The sequence below is a fragment of the Massiliimalia massiliensis genome (assembly GCF_900155615.1).
In the GTDB taxonomy this organism is placed as follows: Bacteria; Bacillota; Clostridia; order Oscillospirales; family Ruminococcaceae; genus Massiliimalia; species Massiliimalia massiliensis.
In genome coordinates this window covers 186,775-203,035 of record NZ_FUHT01000004.1, presented here as the reverse complement: position 1 = coordinate 203,035, position 16,261 = coordinate 186,775, and the positions used below count along the sequence as shown (strand labels likewise).

General features: G+C 50.1%; 14 protein-coding genes, 1 riboswitch and 1 other annotated feature. Of the genes, 7 read left to right on the top strand and 7 right to left on the bottom strand.

The features are described 5' to 3' along the window. Positions 1–41: 41 nt before the first annotated feature. The 7 genes from CZ360_RS09425 (at position 42) to CZ360_RS09395 (ending at position 7,608) form a co-directional block, all read left to right on the top strand. Positions 42–590 (top strand): GNAT family N-acetyltransferase, encoded by a 549-nt coding sequence (locus CZ360_RS09425; protein WP_077533960.1) that lies wholly within the window; start codon positions 42–44, stop codon positions 588–590. After that, positions 587–1,360, top strand: coding sequence for a TatD family hydrolase (locus CZ360_RS09420; protein WP_229408037.1), 774 nt, complete (start codon positions 587–589; stop codon positions 1,358–1,360). Before CZ360_RS09425 ends, CZ360_RS09420 begins: the two co-directional genes overlap by 4 nt. A 31-nt stretch (positions 1,361–1,391) precedes the next feature. After that, a complete protein-coding gene (gene metF, locus CZ360_RS09415; RefSeq protein ID WP_077534798.1) occupies positions 1,392–2,276 on the top strand; it encodes a methylenetetrahydrofolate reductase [NAD(P)H] in 885 nt (294 codons plus the stop codon). 15 nt (positions 2,277–2,291) lie between these two features. Further along, the gene (locus CZ360_RS09410) at positions 2,292–2,969 is read left to right on the top strand and encodes a vitamin B12 dependent-methionine synthase activation domain-containing protein (protein ID WP_077533958.1); all 678 of its coding nucleotides are present in this window, start codon (positions 2,292–2,294) and stop codon (positions 2,967–2,969) included. Beyond that, on the top strand, positions 2,963–5,317 hold the full coding sequence (locus CZ360_RS09405) for a homocysteine S-methyltransferase family protein (protein ID WP_077533957.1): 2,355 nt from the start codon (positions 2,963–2,965) through the stop codon (positions 5,315–5,317). The genes CZ360_RS09410 and CZ360_RS09405 overlap by 7 nt, the downstream gene beginning before the upstream one ends. 15 nt (positions 5,318–5,332) lie before the next feature. Next, the gene (locus CZ360_RS09400) at positions 5,333–6,643 is read left to right on the top strand and encodes an alpha-amylase family glycosyl hydrolase (RefSeq protein ID WP_077533956.1); all 1,311 of its coding nucleotides are present in this window, start codon (positions 5,333–5,335) and stop codon (positions 6,641–6,643) included. A 113-nt stretch (positions 6,644–6,756) separates the two neighbouring features. Continuing rightward, positions 6,757–7,608, top strand: coding sequence for a prephenate dehydrogenase (locus CZ360_RS09395; RefSeq protein ID WP_077533955.1), 852 nt, complete (start codon positions 6,757–6,759; stop codon positions 7,606–7,608). 67 nt (positions 7,609–7,675) lie between these two features. Here CZ360_RS09395 and CZ360_RS09390 read toward each other — a convergent pair whose 3' ends face one another. From CZ360_RS09390 to CZ360_RS09360, 7 genes are all read right to left on the bottom strand, one after another. Next, complete coding sequence (locus CZ360_RS09390; protein WP_077533954.1) at positions 7,676–8,446, bottom strand: GNAT family N-acetyltransferase; 771 nt, start codon at positions 8,444–8,446, stop codon at positions 7,676–7,678. Positions 8,447–8,543: 97 nt separating this feature from the next. After that, positions 8,544–8,918 carry a RidA family protein gene (locus tag CZ360_RS09385; RefSeq protein ID WP_077533953.1) on the bottom strand — a complete coding sequence of 125 codons (375 nt, stop codon included), beginning with the start codon at positions 8,916–8,918 and terminating at the stop codon, positions 8,544–8,546. A gap of 14 nt (positions 8,919–8,932) precedes the next feature. Beyond that, positions 8,933–10,129, bottom strand: a complete 1,197-nt coding sequence (gene ilvA / locus CZ360_RS09380; RefSeq protein WP_077533952.1) for a threonine ammonia-lyase — start codon at positions 10,127–10,129, stop codon at positions 8,933–8,935. A 60-nt stretch (positions 10,130–10,189) separates the two neighbouring features. Then, positions 10,190–10,443 (bottom strand) — a binding site (T-box leader). A 45-nt stretch (positions 10,444–10,488) separates the two neighbouring features. Then, the gene (locus tag CZ360_RS09375; protein WP_159438214.1) at positions 10,489–10,977 is read right to left on the bottom strand and encodes a folate family ECF transporter S component; all 489 of its coding nucleotides are present in this window, start codon (positions 10,975–10,977) and stop codon (positions 10,489–10,491) included. 116 nt (positions 10,978–11,093) lie between these two features. Beyond that, positions 11,094–11,193, bottom strand: a riboswitch (THF riboswitch). A 138-nt stretch (positions 11,194–11,331) separates the two neighbouring features. After that, on the bottom strand, positions 11,332–12,069 hold the full coding sequence (gene ymfI, locus CZ360_RS09370; RefSeq protein ID WP_077533950.1) for an elongation factor P 5-aminopentanone reductase: 738 nt from the start codon (positions 12,067–12,069) through the stop codon (positions 11,332–11,334). An 87-nt stretch (positions 12,070–12,156) separates the two neighbouring features. Next, entirely contained in the window at positions 12,157–13,899 is a 1,743-nt protein-coding gene (locus CZ360_RS09365) for an LTA synthase family protein (protein WP_077533949.1), read from the bottom strand. A 188-nt stretch (positions 13,900–14,087) separates the two neighbouring features. Continuing rightward, positions 14,088–16,244, bottom strand: coding sequence for a hypothetical protein (locus tag CZ360_RS09360; protein ID WP_077533948.1), 2,157 nt, complete (start codon positions 16,242–16,244; stop codon positions 14,088–14,090). Positions 16,245–16,261 lie beyond the last annotated feature (17 nt).

The following is a 16,261-nucleotide window of genomic DNA, read 5'->3' as shown; positions in this document are numbered from 1 at the left end:
CGGACTGCTTTGATTTACAACTGAATACCGGAGGTTTTACCATGCAACATCTTGGAACACAACCCATCACAACACAACGATTATTTCTCCGAAAATTTAGACATTCCGACGCAGACGCGATGTTTTCCGGCTGGGCGGGGATACCGCAGGCAACCCGCTACGTTAGCTGGGGCACCCACCGCACGCCGGATGAAACCGCCGCAATCATTGATTCCTGGATCGCAGAGTACCCAAAGCTCCATTTTTACGAATGGGCCATCACCGATCTTTCGACAGGCAAGCTGATCGGTTCTATCGGCGCGGCTGCACAACCGGATTCCACGGCCTGTGAGGTCGGCTACTGCCTGGCCCCGGAATACTGGAACCAGGGCCTTGCTACCGAAGCGTGCCGGGCGGTCATCCAGTATCTTTGGAACTGCGGCTTTGAATCGATTGACGCACTTCATGATCTCCGTAACCCGGCCTCAGGACGGGTAATGCAGAAAAGCGGGATGCACTATCAGGGCAAACGGATGGTAACGCTGATGAAAAACGGCCAAACCGTTCCATGCTGCCACTATATCATCAGAAAAGAAGGTGTCCCCTATTGAGCTATCACAATATTTTTGATTCCCATGCCCATTATAATGACGAACGTTTTCGCTCCATTCAGGAGGAAACAATCCGGCATATCAGGGAGAACGGCGTCGCGGCAGTACTGAATGCAGGCTGTGACATGCCCTCCTCCTATTCCGGACTGGAGCTGACCCGGCGCTATCCTTTTTTCTATTGCAGTGTCGGTATTCACCCCCACGACGCAGAAAACTGGTCGGAAAGCAATCTTGAGGAGCTGGCGGCGCTTGCAGGAGAAGAAAAGGTGGTCGCCATTGGGGAAATCGGGCTGGACTACCACTATGATTTTTCTCCGCGCGGCCGGCAGAAAGAGGTCTTTGAAAAGCAGCTCCTGCTGGCACAGGAGCTCTCGCTTCCCGTCATCATCCATTCCCGTGAGGCGACTGCAGATACGCTTGAGCTGCTGCGCAGATACCGTCCAAAGGGTGTGGTACACTGTTTTTCCGGTTCCGCTCAGACAGCATCGGAAATTCTCTCCCTGGGAATGTATCTGGGCTATACCGGCGTGGTTACCTTCAACAACGCTAAAAAGGTACTCGAGGCGGTGAAGGTCACGCCGCTTGACCGTCTGCTCCTGGAAACAGACTGCCCTTATATGGCGCCGGTTCCCTACCGCGGCAAAACCTGCACCTCCGATATGATTGCTCTGACCGCCGAAAAAATTGCCCAAATCAAAGAGACGGACGTGCAGGATCTGATTGATATTGCAAACCGTAACGCCCATATCTGCTTCGGCATCCCCGAATAGCCCAAATCCCAAGAAAGGAATCATGAAAATCATGGATCTCTCAAATCTTTTCAGATATAAAAAGGTGGTCTATTCCCTGGAGGTTTTCCCGCCGAAGAAAACCTCTTCTGTTGACACCATCTATAATACGCTGTACGGCCTGCGCGGACTGCCGGCTGACTTCATCAGCGTTACATACGGTGCGGGCGGGTCAGATACCCAGCGCAGCAAAACCTGTGAGATCGCCTCGCTCATTAAAACAGAATACCAGATTGAGCCGGTCTCTCATCTGACCTGTCTCAATTCAACCAAAGACGATATCCGCCGAACACTGGACACTCTGAAAGAGCACGGCGTACAGAATATTCTGGCACTCCGGGGCGATAAAAGTCCCACAGTAGAGCCGAAGGAGGATTTTCAGCACGCCAGCGACCTGACGGAATTCATCAAAAATTATGACGCGGGCTTTAATGTAATGGGCGCCTGTTATCCGGAATGCCACTGCGACAGCGATACCCTTGATGAGGATATCGACAACCTGAAAAGAAAGATTGACGCTGGCGCTTCTCATTTAATTACACAGCTCTTTTTTAATAACGACCATTTTTATGAGTTCATGGATAAGCTCGTCCAAAAAGGGATTACCGCCCCGGTTTCAGCCGGTATTATGCCGGTCACAAATAAATCCCAAATCGAGCGTACCGTTTCCATGTGCGGCGCCAGCCTGCCGAGAAAGCTGAGCACCATGATCAACAAATACGCGGATGACCCGCAGGCGCTCAAGGACGCTGGGATCGCTTACGCAACCAACCAGATTATCGATCTGATCGCCAATGATGTGCGCGGAATCCACCTCTATACCATGAACAATGTCGAAACAGCAACCCGGATCACAGGCAGCATTGAGAGCATCATCAAAAGCAGCAACCGGGTTTAGAAAGGAACCGCCACCTTGAATACGCTGATTCAAACGCTGAACCGGGATGAAATCCTGCGGTATCTCGGCTATAACGGACAGTCTCTCTCCAGTGCATTGTCCGAGACAATTGACACCTGCATCCGCCGGACACTCCGGGCGATCCAGCCGAAATATCTCTACCGCCGTTTCCCGGTTTCCCGCGAGGATAACGGCATTCGGATCGTCCATACCCCCGTTCTGCTCAGGGGACGCGACATCCAGGCACAGCTCGGTAACTGCGAAGAGATCTATCTGCTGTGCGTAACGCTGGGACTCCAGATCGAACGCGAAATCCGCACTGCCATGATCCTTGCGCCGGATGAGGGCGTCATACTGGATAGCTGCGCTACCACTGCGGCAGAGCAGCTCGCAGACCTTGCGGAGCAGGAAATCATCACGCAGTGCAGGCAGGAAGGTAAAAACACCACCTGGCGGTTTTCTGCTGGCTACGGTGATCTGCCGCTTGAAACGCAACAGGATATCATCTCCCTGATGGACACACATCGAAAAATCGGCCTGTCGTTAACCGACAGCCTGCTGATGACTCCCGCCAAATCCGTTACAGCCATAATCGGCGTAACGGACACTGCCAAAGATCCCAGAAGAAATAAATGCGATTACTGCAATAACCGAGCAAATTGTACTTTCAGAAAGCGAGGAACTCAATGTTAAAAAACTTTGACCATGTGATCCTGCTCGACGGAGCAATGGGAACCATGCTGCAAAAATCCGGCGTCAGGATCGGCAAAGTACCGGAGGCGCTGAATATCACCCATCCGGACATCGTGATAGACATCCACCGCCAGTATATTGAAAGCGGCTCGGATATCATCTATTCCAATACCTTTAGTGCAAACCGCTACAAGCTTGCCCACTGCGGCTACACGGTTGACCAGCTTGTAACGGCCGGAGTTAAAAACGCCAAAAGAGCCGCAGAAGGAACCAAGGTAAAGGCAGCGCTCTCTATCGGACCGGTCGGCGAATTGCTGGAGCCAAACGGAAATCTCTCCTTTGACAGCGCCTATGATATTTTCCGGGAAATGCTGATTGCCGGAGAAAAGGCCGGAGCCGATCTCGTTGTGTTTGAAACGATGACCGACCTGCTGGAGATGAAAGCCGCCGTATTGGCCGCAAAGGAGAATACCAGCCTACCTGTTTTCTGCACCATGACCTTTGAGGAAAACCATCGCACCTTTACCGGCGTATCGGTGGAGTCAATGGCTGTTACCCTGACCTCGCTCGGCGTGGAGGCAATCGGAGTCAACTGCTCGCTGGGTCCGAAGGAAATTCTTCCCATTGCGCAGAAATTAAGCCGGTGGACTCCCCTGCCCATTATCATAAAGGCCAACGCCGGCCTGCCGAATTTAAATTCCAACACCTACGATATCTCCGCTGAAGAGTTTGCCGAGACTATGCGGGAGTATCTTCACTGCGGCGTATCCATCATCGGCGGATGCTGCGGTACAACGCCCGGCTATATCAGAGAGCTTGCCCGTACAGTCAAAGGCCAACCCGTTTCCAACCGGGACTGGCAGCCGCGTTCCGTACTGTGCAGTGCCAGCCATCTCGTAGAGGTAGACGGTGTGCGCATAATAGGAGAACGGATTAACCCCACCGGAAAAAAACTGTTCAAAGAAGCTCTGATTAACCATAATACCGGTTATATCCTGACGCAGGGACTCGAACAGGTCAAGGCGGGCGCCGACATTCTGGACGTCAACGTCGGCCTGCCGGAAATCGATGAAAAGCAGATGATGCTCGAGGTGGTCAAGGGGCTGCAAAGCGTCCTGGACGCACCGCTCCAGATCGATTCCTCAAATCCTTCTGTGATTGAAAGCGCCCTGCGGATTTACAACGGGAAGGCCATTGTCAATTCTGTCAACGGCGAACGGAAGGTTTTGGATCGGATTTTGCCGGTTGTTAAAAAGTACGGAGCGGCAGTTGTCGGTCTCACGATGGATGAAACGGGAATTCCCAACGCTGCAGAGGATCGGTTTGCGATAGCCAGACGGATTGTAGAAGCGGCGGAAGAGTATGGCATCCCCAGAGAAGACATTTATATCGACTGCCTCACCCTGACCGCCTCCGTTCAACAGAAGGAGGTTCAGGAGACACTAAAGGCCGTCAAAATGGCAAAGGAACAGCTCGGCGTCAAAACTGTGCTGGGAGTTTCCAACATCTCTTTCGGCCTGCCGAACCGCGAGCTGATCAATCACAGCTTCCTCCTCCTCGCCATGGCGCATGGGTTGGACTGTCCAATCATCAATCCGAATATCAAGTCAATGATGGACGCAGTGGATGCATATAATGTCCTGTATAACCGGGACGTGGGCTCCAAGCATTATATTGAAAAGCACCATGCGGCCGTATCCGCGCCGCAGCCCAAAAGCAAGCAGGATATGACCCTTTCCTATGCCGTTGTCAACGGGCTGAAGGAAGCGGCAGGAGAAATTACAGGAACCCTGCTTCAAACCATGGATCCTCTCGCGGTCATCAATGAAATCCTGATTCCCTCGCTCGACCAGGTCGGGAACGATTTTGAAAAGGGAATCATCTTTCTGCCGCAGCTCATCCAGTCGGCAACCGCGGCGCAGGCTGGGTTTGATCAGATCAAGCTGGCACTCGCCAAACAGCCGGCCGCAAGGTCGGTCTCCAAAGGAAAGATCGTCCTTGCAACGGTAAAGGGTGACGTTCACGATATCGGGAAGAATATTGTCAGGGTAATCCTGGAAAACTATGGATATGATGTAATAGACCTCGGGAAGGATGTCCCGGTTGAAACTGTAGTTCAGGAAACCAAACGCAGCGGCGCGAAGCTGGTTGGACTGAGCGCCCTGATGACTACTACCGTTGTCAGTATGCAGCAAACCATTGAAGCGCTGCATCAGAGCGGTGCTGACTGTAAAATTTGGGTTGGCGGAGCTGTGCTGACCGAGGATTACGCCATGAAAATCGGCGCTGACTTCTATGCCAAGGATGCAAAACAATCAGCCGATATTGCAAAAAAAGTATTAGGATAGCAGGGAGTGAGCTGTATGTGGGCAGAAACCAGTGCTTTTTATCAGATTTATCCGCTTGGATTTTGCGGAGCGCCTTGGGAAAACGACGGGATCACCGTTCCCCGGATTCGGAAAGTATCCGATTGGGTCGAACATCTGAAACGGCTGGGAATTGACGCGGTTTATTTTTCACCCCTTTTTGAATCAGACCGTCATGGATATGATACCCGCGATTTTCAGCAGATCGATTGCCGGCTGGGAACGAACGAGGACTTTGCCGGCGTCTGCCGTTTGCTTCACCAGAACGGACTGCGGATCGTGCTGGATGGGGTCTTTAACCATGTCGGGCGCGGATTCTGGGCATTCCGGGACGTGCAGGAAAAAAGATGGGATTCCCCCTATAAGGATTGGTTCTGCCTTAACTTTGACGGTGACTCCAATTACCGGGACGGATTCTGGTATGAGGGATGGGAAGGGCATTTCGAGCTAGTGAAGCTCAATCTGCAAAATGAAGCGGTGGTGCAATACCTGCTTGATTGTGTATCCGGCTGGATTCGGGATTTTGACATCGACGGGCTGAGACTTGATGTCGCCTATTCGCTGGATCACAATTTTATCCGCAGGCTGCGCGCCCAATGCGACCAGCTCAAGCCGGATTTCTTCCTTGTCGGAGAACTTCTCCATGGGGACTATAATCAGTGGGTGAACAATTCCATGCTCCATAGCTGCACCAACTATGAGTGCTACAAGGGACTTTACTCCAGCTTCAACTCCATGAATATGTTTGAGATCACTCATTCCCTGCTTCGGCAGTTTGGGCCGGAAAACTGGTCGCTTTACCGAGGGAAGCACCTCTTTAACTTTGTAGATAATCACGACGTTTCCCGGATCGCTTCCATTCTGAACGATCCGAACCACCTTTATCCGGTCTATGCGTTGCTCTGTGCAATGCCGGGAATCCCCTGCGTTTATTACGGAAGCGAATGGGGCGCCAGAGGCGAGAAGGCGCAGGGTGACGAATCACTCCGTCCCTGCTTTGAGGTGCCGGAATGGAACGGGCTGACCAATTGGATTTCCTCCTTGCTGACAGCGCGTCGAAACAGCGAGGCACTCTGCTTTGGTGATTTCAAAAGCCTTGTCCTAACAAACCATCAGACCGTTTTTCAGCGGCAGAGCGAGCACCAGAGGGTCATCATTGCAATCAATGCCGATTCCCAGCCCTATACCCTGCATTTTGATGCCGGCTGCGGCAAGGGAATCGATCTGATTACCGGAAGAGAACATGATTTTGGCGGCGGAAGCGAGCTGCCTCCTTACAGTGCATTCTATTGGGATACAGAACGGTGATTCTTGACATCCAATCCGTTCGCTGTTATACTTTAAATGGATAAACTGCCCGCCGGTTCATGGTTGTTCCTCCGGCGGGTTTATGATAATAGAAAGAAAGAAGGAAAAAGCAGATGAAAATTGCTGTTGTTGGGCTTGGACTGATCGGCGGGTCACTCTGCAAAACAATCAAACGCTATACCAGCCATCTCTGCTTAGGCTACGATCTGGATAAAAATACAGTACGGCAGGCGCTGGAAGCCGGTGCAATCGATGAAGCTATCAGACCAGAGAATCTGTCCCAGGCTGATTTTACGATTGTCAGCCTTCATCCCGCCCAAACGATCACCTTTTTGCGGGAACACGCGCAGGATTTCCGGAAAGGCAGTATCGTGATCGATACCTGCGGCGTAAAGGAAAGTATTATCGACGGTATCGGGGATTCTTTAGAAAGAAAAAACGTCGCCTTTGTCGGCTGCCATCCCATGGCGGGCAGGGAATTTTCTGGATTCGCCTATTCACTGGGCAACCTTTTTGATCACGCGAGCTTTATTATTACCCCGGTAGAGTCCACCTCGAAACAGGCTGTCGAAGCTGTCAGGCAGTTTGCGACGGAACTGCATTTTCCCAATATTGTGATTGCTACGCCTGCCGAACATGACCGTGTTATTGCCTTTACCTCCCAGCTTGCACATATCGTATCAAACGCCTATGTCAAAAGCCCGGTTCTGGGTTACCAGAGCGGGTTTTCTGCCGGCAGTTTCCTTGATCTGACGCGGGTTGCCAAGCTGAACGAATCCATGTGGACCGACCTGTTTCTGATGAATCAGCCTTCGCTGCTGGTGGAGCTGGACAACATCATCCTTCATTTGCAGGAATACCGGGCCGCCATCGCGGAAAATGATGGTGACCGTCTTAAAACCCTACTACGGGATGGCAGGATTCTAAAAGAAGAAAGCTTAAAGAAAAACAATGAACCATGTTAATATTCTACGGCAAAAAGAGATAGACCACGGTCATTCCGCAGTCTATCTCTTTTTCTATCTTTTTTTCCTAGTTATGATTCATCTTGCCTATTGCTTCCTTGGTTTTCGCTGTGAGCTGCACCCAGGCAGGACGAAAGCCGCTTCTGACAGCATTGCGGGCAGATTTAATATTCGACCATGCACAGCAGTAAAACGGCACCAGGCCACGGCTTAATATTTCCGCGGCAAGCTGGCTTGTCAGGGCAGAAGCAATCCCCTTTCTCCGGTAGCTGGGCAGGACGTCAATCCCAATCTGCCACATACTATCGCAGTCCGCAGAAGCGCCGGCAAGGCCGATCAGCTCCCCGCAGTCAAACGCGCCAACCGCCAGCCGGTCTAGGTGTTTCCGCTTTTCGCAGAGCGCATTGCTCCACTGAGGAAGATAGTATTCTGCAAACTCGTCCGGCATCAACACCCTCGTCTGATAAGCGCAGTCTAATGGACGGAAAACCGTGATATCCGGCAGGAAATACTCCGCCATGAAGCAAACGCCCATTCCATATTCATTCAGGCTTTTTTCCAGGACATGCAGATGAGGCGTTTCAAAGCAATGCTCTGCCGGATACCGGTCGATATATTCCCTTACTTTATCTGCAGCTTCTTTAGATACCGAAGCCACAATATTGTTTCCATAAGAGGTTAAATCACAGAAAAAAGGCAGCTCCAGATACCGTCTCGCTCCCGGATTCGGACGGGATATGACCACCCGGTTCTGCTCAGACAGAAAGTCCTCCGGCCTGCAGTTGCTGTCAATCGCGGACTGCCGCATAGCAATCTCCAAAATCTCCCGGTTTGTCATCTATCCGCCTCCCTCTCAGTATCAATGTATTTACCCATTGCAGTACAGCGCCAGCCGAAAAGCAATCCTACTTTGGCTGGCGCCTTACTATCTCCTATTATAATTCTGCAATGACTTCAACCTCGACCAGGACATTTTTCGGCAGCTGCTTCGCAGCCACACAGCTTCTGGCAGGTTTCTCTGTCATATATTTTCCATAGACCTGATTAAATGCCGCAAAATCCGCCATGTCGCTTAAGAAGCAGGTTGTTTTGACCACCTTTTCATAGGAGCTTCCCGCTTCTTCCAGCACTGCGCCCAGGTTTTTCATAACCTGCTCTGTCTGCGCCTCAATTGTAGCCACCTCTACTTCTCCGCTTGCCGGATTAATCGCAATCTGCCCGGAGGTAAACAGCATCCCACCGCATTTTACTGCCTGTGAGTACGGCCCGATTGCATCCGGTGCATTTTTGGTGTATACCTTTTCCAACATTTCATTTTCTCCTTCTATTTTACAATATTAAAGCCTGCATCGGTTAATGCCTGCTTGATTTCCTCAACATGCGCATGGTCTCTGGTTTCCATGACAAGGTGCAGGTAGCATGCGTTGATGTCCATATCCAGATCTGCACGGTCGTGATGGACAGCCACCACATTTCCGCCCTTCTGCGCGATGATCTCTGAAATCATGCTGAGCTGTCCCGGCTTATCCAGTAACGCAATAGTAATATCCGCGCTCCTGCCTGCTTTCAGGAGTCCTCGGTTAATCACACGGGACAGGATCGTAACGTCAATATTTCCTCCGGATACCAAGCAGACAACCTTTTTGCCCTTAACCGGTACCTTGTTAAACATTGCCGCCGCTACGGAAACTGCGCCCGCACCCTCCGCAATCAGCTTCTGCTGCTCAATCAGGGTCAGGATTGCGGTGGAAATCTCATCATCGGTTACCGTTACGATTTCATCCACATACTTGCTGCAGATATCATAGGTATGCTCGCCGGGAGTTTTGACTGCAATCCCGTCCGCGATGGTGGACACCTCCGTCAGAGTTTGGATCTCATGGCTATGTACGGAATTAAACATAGAAGGGGCTCCCGCTGCCTGCACCCCATATACTTTGATGTTCGGATTCAGGGATTTAATCGCATAGGCAACGCCGGAAATCAGACCGCCGCCGCCGATCGGCACAATGACAGCATCCATCTTTGGAAGCTGCTCCAGCAGCTCGAGCCCGATGGTGCCCTGTCCCGCGATAACATCCTCGTCATCAAACGGATGGATAAAGGTATATCCCTTCTCGTCCCGAAGCTGTAAGGCGCGCTCGTAGGCATCGTCATATGCCCCTTTTACCAGGCAGATGTCGGCGCCATACCGTTTGGTCGCTTCCACTTTGGAAATCGGCGCGCCGTCCGGCAGACAGATCAGGGATTTGATCCCGTTTTTGGTTGCGGCAAGCGCAACGCCCTGCGCATGGTTTCCCGCTGAGCAGGCAATCACACCGTGAGATTTTTCTTCATCGCTTAATTGGGAAATCTTATAGTAAGCGCCCCGCACCTTAAAGGAGCCGGTTACCTGCAGGTTTTCCGTCTTGAGATAAATATCGCTTTCGGGATTCATATTCGGTGCATGAATCAAATCGGTCGGTCGGATTACCTCCTTTAACACATAAGATGCATGATAGATTTTGTCCAATGTCATCATATTATTTTACCCCTTTCAGATATGGCTGTAGCTTCAAAATAAAAAGGCCTTCCTCTCTATTCCAGAGACGAAGGCCTTCAGCTTCCGCGGTACCACTCTAATTGCTGTCCTAACTGTTGACAGCCTGCTTTAATCTGCGTCCAACAACGCATCCCCTGATAACGGCGAGGAACCGTATCCTCCTACTCCCGCCCAAAGGCAGTTTCAGCGATCTGCTCCAGGGTGATCCTAATACCGCATTCCTGCTGCCTTCCAGCACCCGGCAGCTCTCTGTGAGAAAGAGGCGGTCTTACAGGCCCTATCATCGCAATTTTCTTATTTTTTATTACTATACCCCTCTTTTTGGGGTTTGTCAAGTCCTAGCGTGCAATGCCCGGCAATTTCACCCGTTCCATCATCTTCAGCATTCCAAACATCAGGGTTGTTTCCACCGGAAACAGGATCGCCGCTTTTAACGCCCTTGCAGGCAGAAACACCATATATCCCTTTCCATACATCATAGAAAGCCACAGGGTTCCCAAAAGCAGTTCTACCACTACAACCGTCAGCCGTGCCAGAAGTGTCCTTCTTACAGAAATTGGACGTTTATAAAGGAAGCATCCGTAAATCATCCCGCTGAGCAGCGCATTCAGGGTAAATCCCGGGAAATACGCGCCAGTCGGCTTGATAATTAGATTCAGGATATCCCCGGCTGCCGCCACAATCCCCCCAACTACAGGCCCATACAGAGACCCACTCGCCGCAATCGGCAGGTAAGAGAAACTGAACCGAAGCGAATCAGTGAGCTTGATCGAAAAAAACAGGAACAATAGGATATTCAGCGCTAACAGCATCGCTGCAACTGTCATTGAACGCACCTTTTTTAGTTCCAAAGCGGATGATTTAAATTTTCCAAAGAAAGAATTCATGTCATGACCTCCTTAAATAAAATTTGCTACACATAAGGAGGCACTCCAATATATGCAGCAGCGGGATGCGAACCTTGTACCGCAAGCGTACTGCCTTTCGTCCATATGACAACTCCCCGTTCATATGACACTTAACGCACAAAGTCCTACTCTGCCATCAATTCTTTTGGTACTTTTATTTTAGCAAAGTAAAGTCATTAACGCAATATTCGTTGTACACAAAAACGTTCCTTTTCCCATACACATTTTTGGAACATCCTAATTGCCAAAAAGAAGCCGGAGATGATCCAGCCCCTAAATTACAATTCCACCGTTTACATTTAAAACCTGCCCGGTAATAAAGCCAGCCTCTTCCGAGGCCAGAAAGAGGATTGCCCGGGCAATATCCTCCGGCGTTCCAATCACACCCAACGGCGTTTCTTCCCTAAGCTCTTCCAGAGCCGATGCAGCCAGCTCCCGGTTCATGTCGGTCATGACAACACCGGGCGCGATGCAGTTTACAGTAATATGGGAAGGCCCCGCCTCTTTTGCCAACGCCTTGGTAAAGCCGATCAGCGCAGCCTTAGAGGCTGAATAAGCCACCTCGCAGGAGGCGCCGGCAACGCCCCACATAGAAGAAATATTAATAATCCTCCCCATTTGGCGGCGGATCATTCCGGGCAGTACCGCCTTAGCGGCATAAAATGCTCCGTTTACATTAACGCCGAAAATCCGGTTCCAATCCTCTGCTGTAGTATCCTGCAGCAAGCCAATCAGGGAAATTCCGGCATTGTTTACCAAAACATCAATCCCACCAAATTGCCGCTGTGCTTTTTCCGCCATCTGCTCTACTGCTTCCGGGTCAGATACATCGGCCTGCAGTGGTAAAAACGGTACGCCGAATGCAGAAATTTCCTCCTCCAGCCTCCTGATCTCCTCAGCAGACTGCCTGTAATTGGCAGCAATCCGATATCCGTTTTCAGCAAAGAGAAGTGCTGCCGCACGCCCGATTCCCCGGGAAGCCCCTGTAATCAATACCGTCTGATTCTTCATATTTGTAAAAGCGCCCCTTTCTCATAGCTGCTCCCAGCCGGCTCCTCCATTTTTAAGAAAGCGCCTTTCCGTAGAAAAGGCGCTTTCTTACCGTAAATAATAATTAGAATATTTATCTCCCAATATCAAATCATACGTCAGGGTATCCAATACCTCGTTATGATAATCCATCCGATATTCCATCGTATAAACCGGGTCCTTCTGATACTGTTCCAGCATCAGTTCCATAATATCGTTGCCCGGCAGCCCAATGGAGTCCGCCAACAGCCAGGGCAGGTAAAAGGCCGAGACTGCCTTCTGATCCTCCAGCTCAAAGCTAAAGTCGTAGTTGCTCCAAACAAAAAACTTCTGGCGGTACATCTGACGGCAGTTTGCCGCCTCAATTCCCATCTGGTCATAAATATCAAAGTCCCCGGAAAAGCTCGGGTAATGGTCCCCGACAAACAGCACCACTGTAGGTTCCTCAAGCTGTTTTAGCTGTTCAATTAAATTCCCCAATGCCTCGTCCGTCTGTTTGATCCCATCCATATAATACTGGAACTGGCCGTCCTCATCCGTACCATACGGCATATGGTTTTGCATGGAAGTAATATGAATATAGCTTGGCTTATCATCGACAGTGATCTGCTCCACGGCCTTGTCAAAGGCTGACTGATCGTCAATATATCCGTGGTAATAGCTTGGCGACAGGAAGGCATCCTGGAAATACAGCCGGTCAAACCCATAATAGGGGTAAAGCTCTTTTCTTCGATACAGGTCTGAGGTATAGGGATGCATATAGGTGGTAGTATACCCCTGGGATTGATAATAGGAAACAGCCGTTGTCTGTTCCTCCAGGGATAGCATATTCTGCGGTGAAATCGTCCCGTTCAGCGACTTAATCGGCAGCCCGAACAGCAGCTCGAACTCTGTTCGGATCGTATATCCCCCAAATGTCGGGACAATTGCCTCACCCGAATAGCCTTCATCCCTTATATGGTCAAAATTTTGATAGTACTCGTCCAGCTCAAGGCTGGGGAAAACCCGGAAATCCGCATAGGATTCGCTCATAATGGTAATCACATTCGGCTTTACCATTGTTTCCTCTTTTTGCGTGACCGTATCCGTGCTCAATGTTTCGATAGATTCCTCAGAATAATTTTCCGGCTCCTGAACGCGTGTCGTTTGGATAACGTCTGACAAATTCTCAACCAAGAAAGCAATCAGATAGTTCTGCTCAAATTTTTCCTGCTGTACAAAATTATTGTTCATCCCGCCATGCTGCACGCCACAGGCTGAAAAGACTGCCGAGGAGAATCCCGGGATAAAGAAAAAGAGAATGGTCAGCGCAAGGGAGGCAGAGCATCCCGATATCACATGCTTTCTGGCAAGAGAAATCTTCGGGCCCAGCAGGAACAGCGCTGTACAATAAAGCGCTAAAACCAGCAGGGTAATAATCTGAAACGAATAAATTTTGATATCCGCAAACTTTAAAACATCCTGGATATTTGTTACAACACTGATATCATAAATAGTAAAATGGGAACCGCTCGCCTGAAAGCGATAAAATTCAATACAGGACAAGGCGTACCAAAACACGCTGTTAATCACCGCAGAAACCGCAACGCGACGAAACAGCAGGCTAAATATCCCATAGGAAATCGCAATGGCCCCAAGATCAAACAATAAAATTGTCGGCTTTTCGAAAATTAGTTGATAGATGGTTCTCCAGGAACCGCTCTGGTTGACCTCTGTCATGAAAACTAAACAGACTGGAAATAAAGCGGTCAACGCAATAGCAAGGAGCCTCGCGGCCCGGCAGTTCCGGAGCTGTTTTAAACTCAGTTGCATGGATTTTTTCGCCTTCCGTAACCTAATAATTTGGATCAATTTCTGTTTGGTGTACCAACACCTATGGTACAGCCAGCATCCTAAAAAGTCAATACTCGATCTTCACAATGTTAAGGTTTTCATCAAAAACATATTGTATAGTATAACAAACGGTTTTCGAAAAATCGAAAACCGTTTGTCGAATCATATTATGCCGCCTCAGAAGAAGATTCTGTTGTCGCGGAGTCAGTGGAAGCAGTGTCTTCCTCAGTCTCTGAAGAAAGGCTGTCTGACGTTGTTCCCTCCGCCTCGCTTTCTCCAGCATCTGCCGGATAAGAAGCGCCGTTTAAGCTCAGGTCGCCGTTTTCAACCGATTGAATCCAATAGTCCCCGTCTTTTGTTTTGGTGTAATGATAGATCATGGTCTTGTTAATCTCTTCATCGTCCATATTCTGCTCAATATTCCAGAACGGGCCGGGCAGAACATAACCTACCGTCACTGTATAGTCGCTCCCCGTATGGGTTACCGACTGCACGCTCGGCGCATACGGCAGAGACTGCGGGATAGTCGGAATATAATAAAGCTGCTTTTCCTCATCGTAAATGACAGTGAAATCCGCGTCAGAAAGCTGCTGATGCACAATTTCAACATTGGAGCCAAAAATCTGGCGGATATACACCTCAATATCCAATGCCGGTACAGTCATCGTGCCAAAATCATCCTGCTCATACTTATCCGTATTTTCTTCATTAAGGAGGAAATTCCAGATACCGGCCTGAATCACAACCTTGCTGTCGAGCTTGTCCACACTTTCAAAAGCAGGGACATCGACAACAACCAATGGATAAACCCGGTGATTAAACGCTGACTTGACTTCCTTCTGGCTGAAAAAGTCCTTGGCAAAGCCAAAGCCAAAATAGGCGACCGCGCCGATTCCTACCAATGCGAGAATGGTCATAATAATACCTAAAAAAGCATACCGATGCTTCTTTCCGGCAGGATTCTGAGACGGAAATTCAGCCGGGTCAATTTTCAGTGTCGCTGTCGGCTCTTTCACCTCCGGCATCTGCCGCTCCGGTATATCAGAAATTTCCGCTTTCTCCGTTTCCTTCTTCGGTTCTGCTGCCGGCTTGAGTTCCATTGCTTCTTTTGGGATACTAATTTCAAATGTCCCAGCAGGCGCGTTTTCCTTGATCTCCTCTTTTGGAATATCAATCTCAAAGGTCGTATCCTGTACTGTTACCTTTTTGCGCGCTTCCGGTTCAGCCACCACAGGCTCCCCGGCCTTTTCCGCCTCTTTAACCGGTACTGGCTCCGGTTTTCTCGGTTCTTCCGGCGCCGAAGCCTTCAGCCCGGTATCGTCCGCCGGCGTTTCCACAGCAGGCTGGCTTATTGTTGGCTCTGGCTGGATCTTCTCATCCGGCGCCGCAGGGCTTTCCGTCTCCTGTTTTCTCTCTGGCTGGGAAAGAATGCTTCCAAAACCATAGGCTTTGGATTCCTCCTCAATTTCCCGGATCAAAGCGTCAATATCCAGTTCATCATTCAGATTCCAGTCACGCTTTGGTTCCTCCTGCGGCTGAGCAGGCAGCTCCTCTGCAGGCTCTTTTCGGGACTCCTCCACAGGCTTTTGCACTTCCTGATGCTTCTCCTGAGGAATCGGAATTCCAAATACATCATCAAATAACGGCTTTTTTTCTTCAGCCGTCTTTTCTGGTGCAGGCTGTTCCGGCTTCGGCTGTGGCGCCTCTTGCTCACGATGGCCTGCTTCGGCAGACGCCTCCGGCTGAACAGCAGCCGGTTCCTCTTTCTCAGCCCTTTCCGCCTCTGCCTTGGCCTTTACAGCGGCCTGCTGCTGAGCTTGTTTTTTTGCCAGCTCTTCTACCTCTGAACGGTTCAGCTCAACAGTAAAGGACTGAAACCGCTCTTGGTATTTAGGCGGTTCTGCTTTCGGCCTGCTTTGTGCCGGGAACTCCGCCGTAAAGGATAAATCCGACTTTTTCCCCACCGGTTTAGCTGGTTCTGCCGGTGCCGGAGACGCAGCCTGTATGTCCGGTTCCGGTTTCGGTTCCGGCGGAAGCTCCTCCGTTTTCCTTTCCGGGACAGAAGCTTCATCCACCTCAGACGCCGTCTGAGCCGGTTCACTTTTCCGATAGACGTTCAGAATATCATCAAGGTCTTCGGCATCCAATAATTCTTTAAAATTTTCCGAATCAATAAATGTGGCAACATCATCGTCATTCAACAGCCGGTCCAATTCATCCTGATCCAGCAGCCGATCGATTTCATCCATGCTCATCCCGCCATCGGTTCGGTTGTTTGAATCCTGGTTGAAAAGCCCATCTGCATCTTTTCCAAAAACTGACATAACTGCCTCCTGTAATT

Coding starts and splice junctions, on each gene's coding strand:
- CZ360_RS09405 (WP_077533957.1), top strand. CDS start 2,963: ATGTTAAAAAACTTTGACCATGTGATCCTGCTCGACGGAGCAATGGGA.
- CZ360_RS09365 (WP_077533949.1), bottom strand. CDS start 13,899: ATGCAACTGAGTTTAAAACAGCTCCGGAACTGCCGGGCCGCGAGGCTC.
- CZ360_RS09400 (WP_077533956.1), top strand. CDS start 5,333: ATGTGGGCAGAAACCAGTGCTTTTTATCAGATTTATCCGCTTGGATTT.
- CZ360_RS09360 (WP_077533948.1), bottom strand. CDS start 16,244: ATGTCAGTTTTTGGAAAAGATGCAGATGGGCTTTTCAACCAGGATTCA.
- CZ360_RS09395 (WP_077533955.1), top strand. CDS start 6,757: ATGAAAATTGCTGTTGTTGGGCTTGGACTGATCGGCGGGTCACTCTGC.
- CZ360_RS09385 (WP_077533953.1), bottom strand. CDS start 8,918: ATGTTGGAAAAGGTATACACCAAAAATGCACCGGATGCAATCGGGCCG.
- ymfI (WP_077533950.1), bottom strand. CDS start 12,069: ATGAAGAATCAGACGGTATTGATTACAGGGGCTTCCCGGGGAATCGGG.
- metF (WP_077534798.1), top strand. CDS start 1,392: ATGGATCTCTCAAATCTTTTCAGATATAAAAAGGTGGTCTATTCCCTG.
- CZ360_RS09390 (WP_077533954.1), bottom strand. CDS start 8,446: ATGACAAACCGGGAGATTTTGGAGATTGCTATGCGGCAGTCCGCGATT.
- CZ360_RS09425 (WP_077533960.1), top strand. CDS start 42: ATGCAACATCTTGGAACACAACCCATCACAACACAACGATTATTTCTC.
- CZ360_RS09375 (WP_159438214.1), bottom strand. CDS start 10,977: ATGACAGTTGCAGCGATGCTGTTAGCGCTGAATATCCTATTGTTCCTG.
- ilvA (WP_077533952.1), bottom strand. CDS start 10,129: ATGATGACATTGGACAAAATCTATCATGCATCTTATGTGTTAAAGGAG.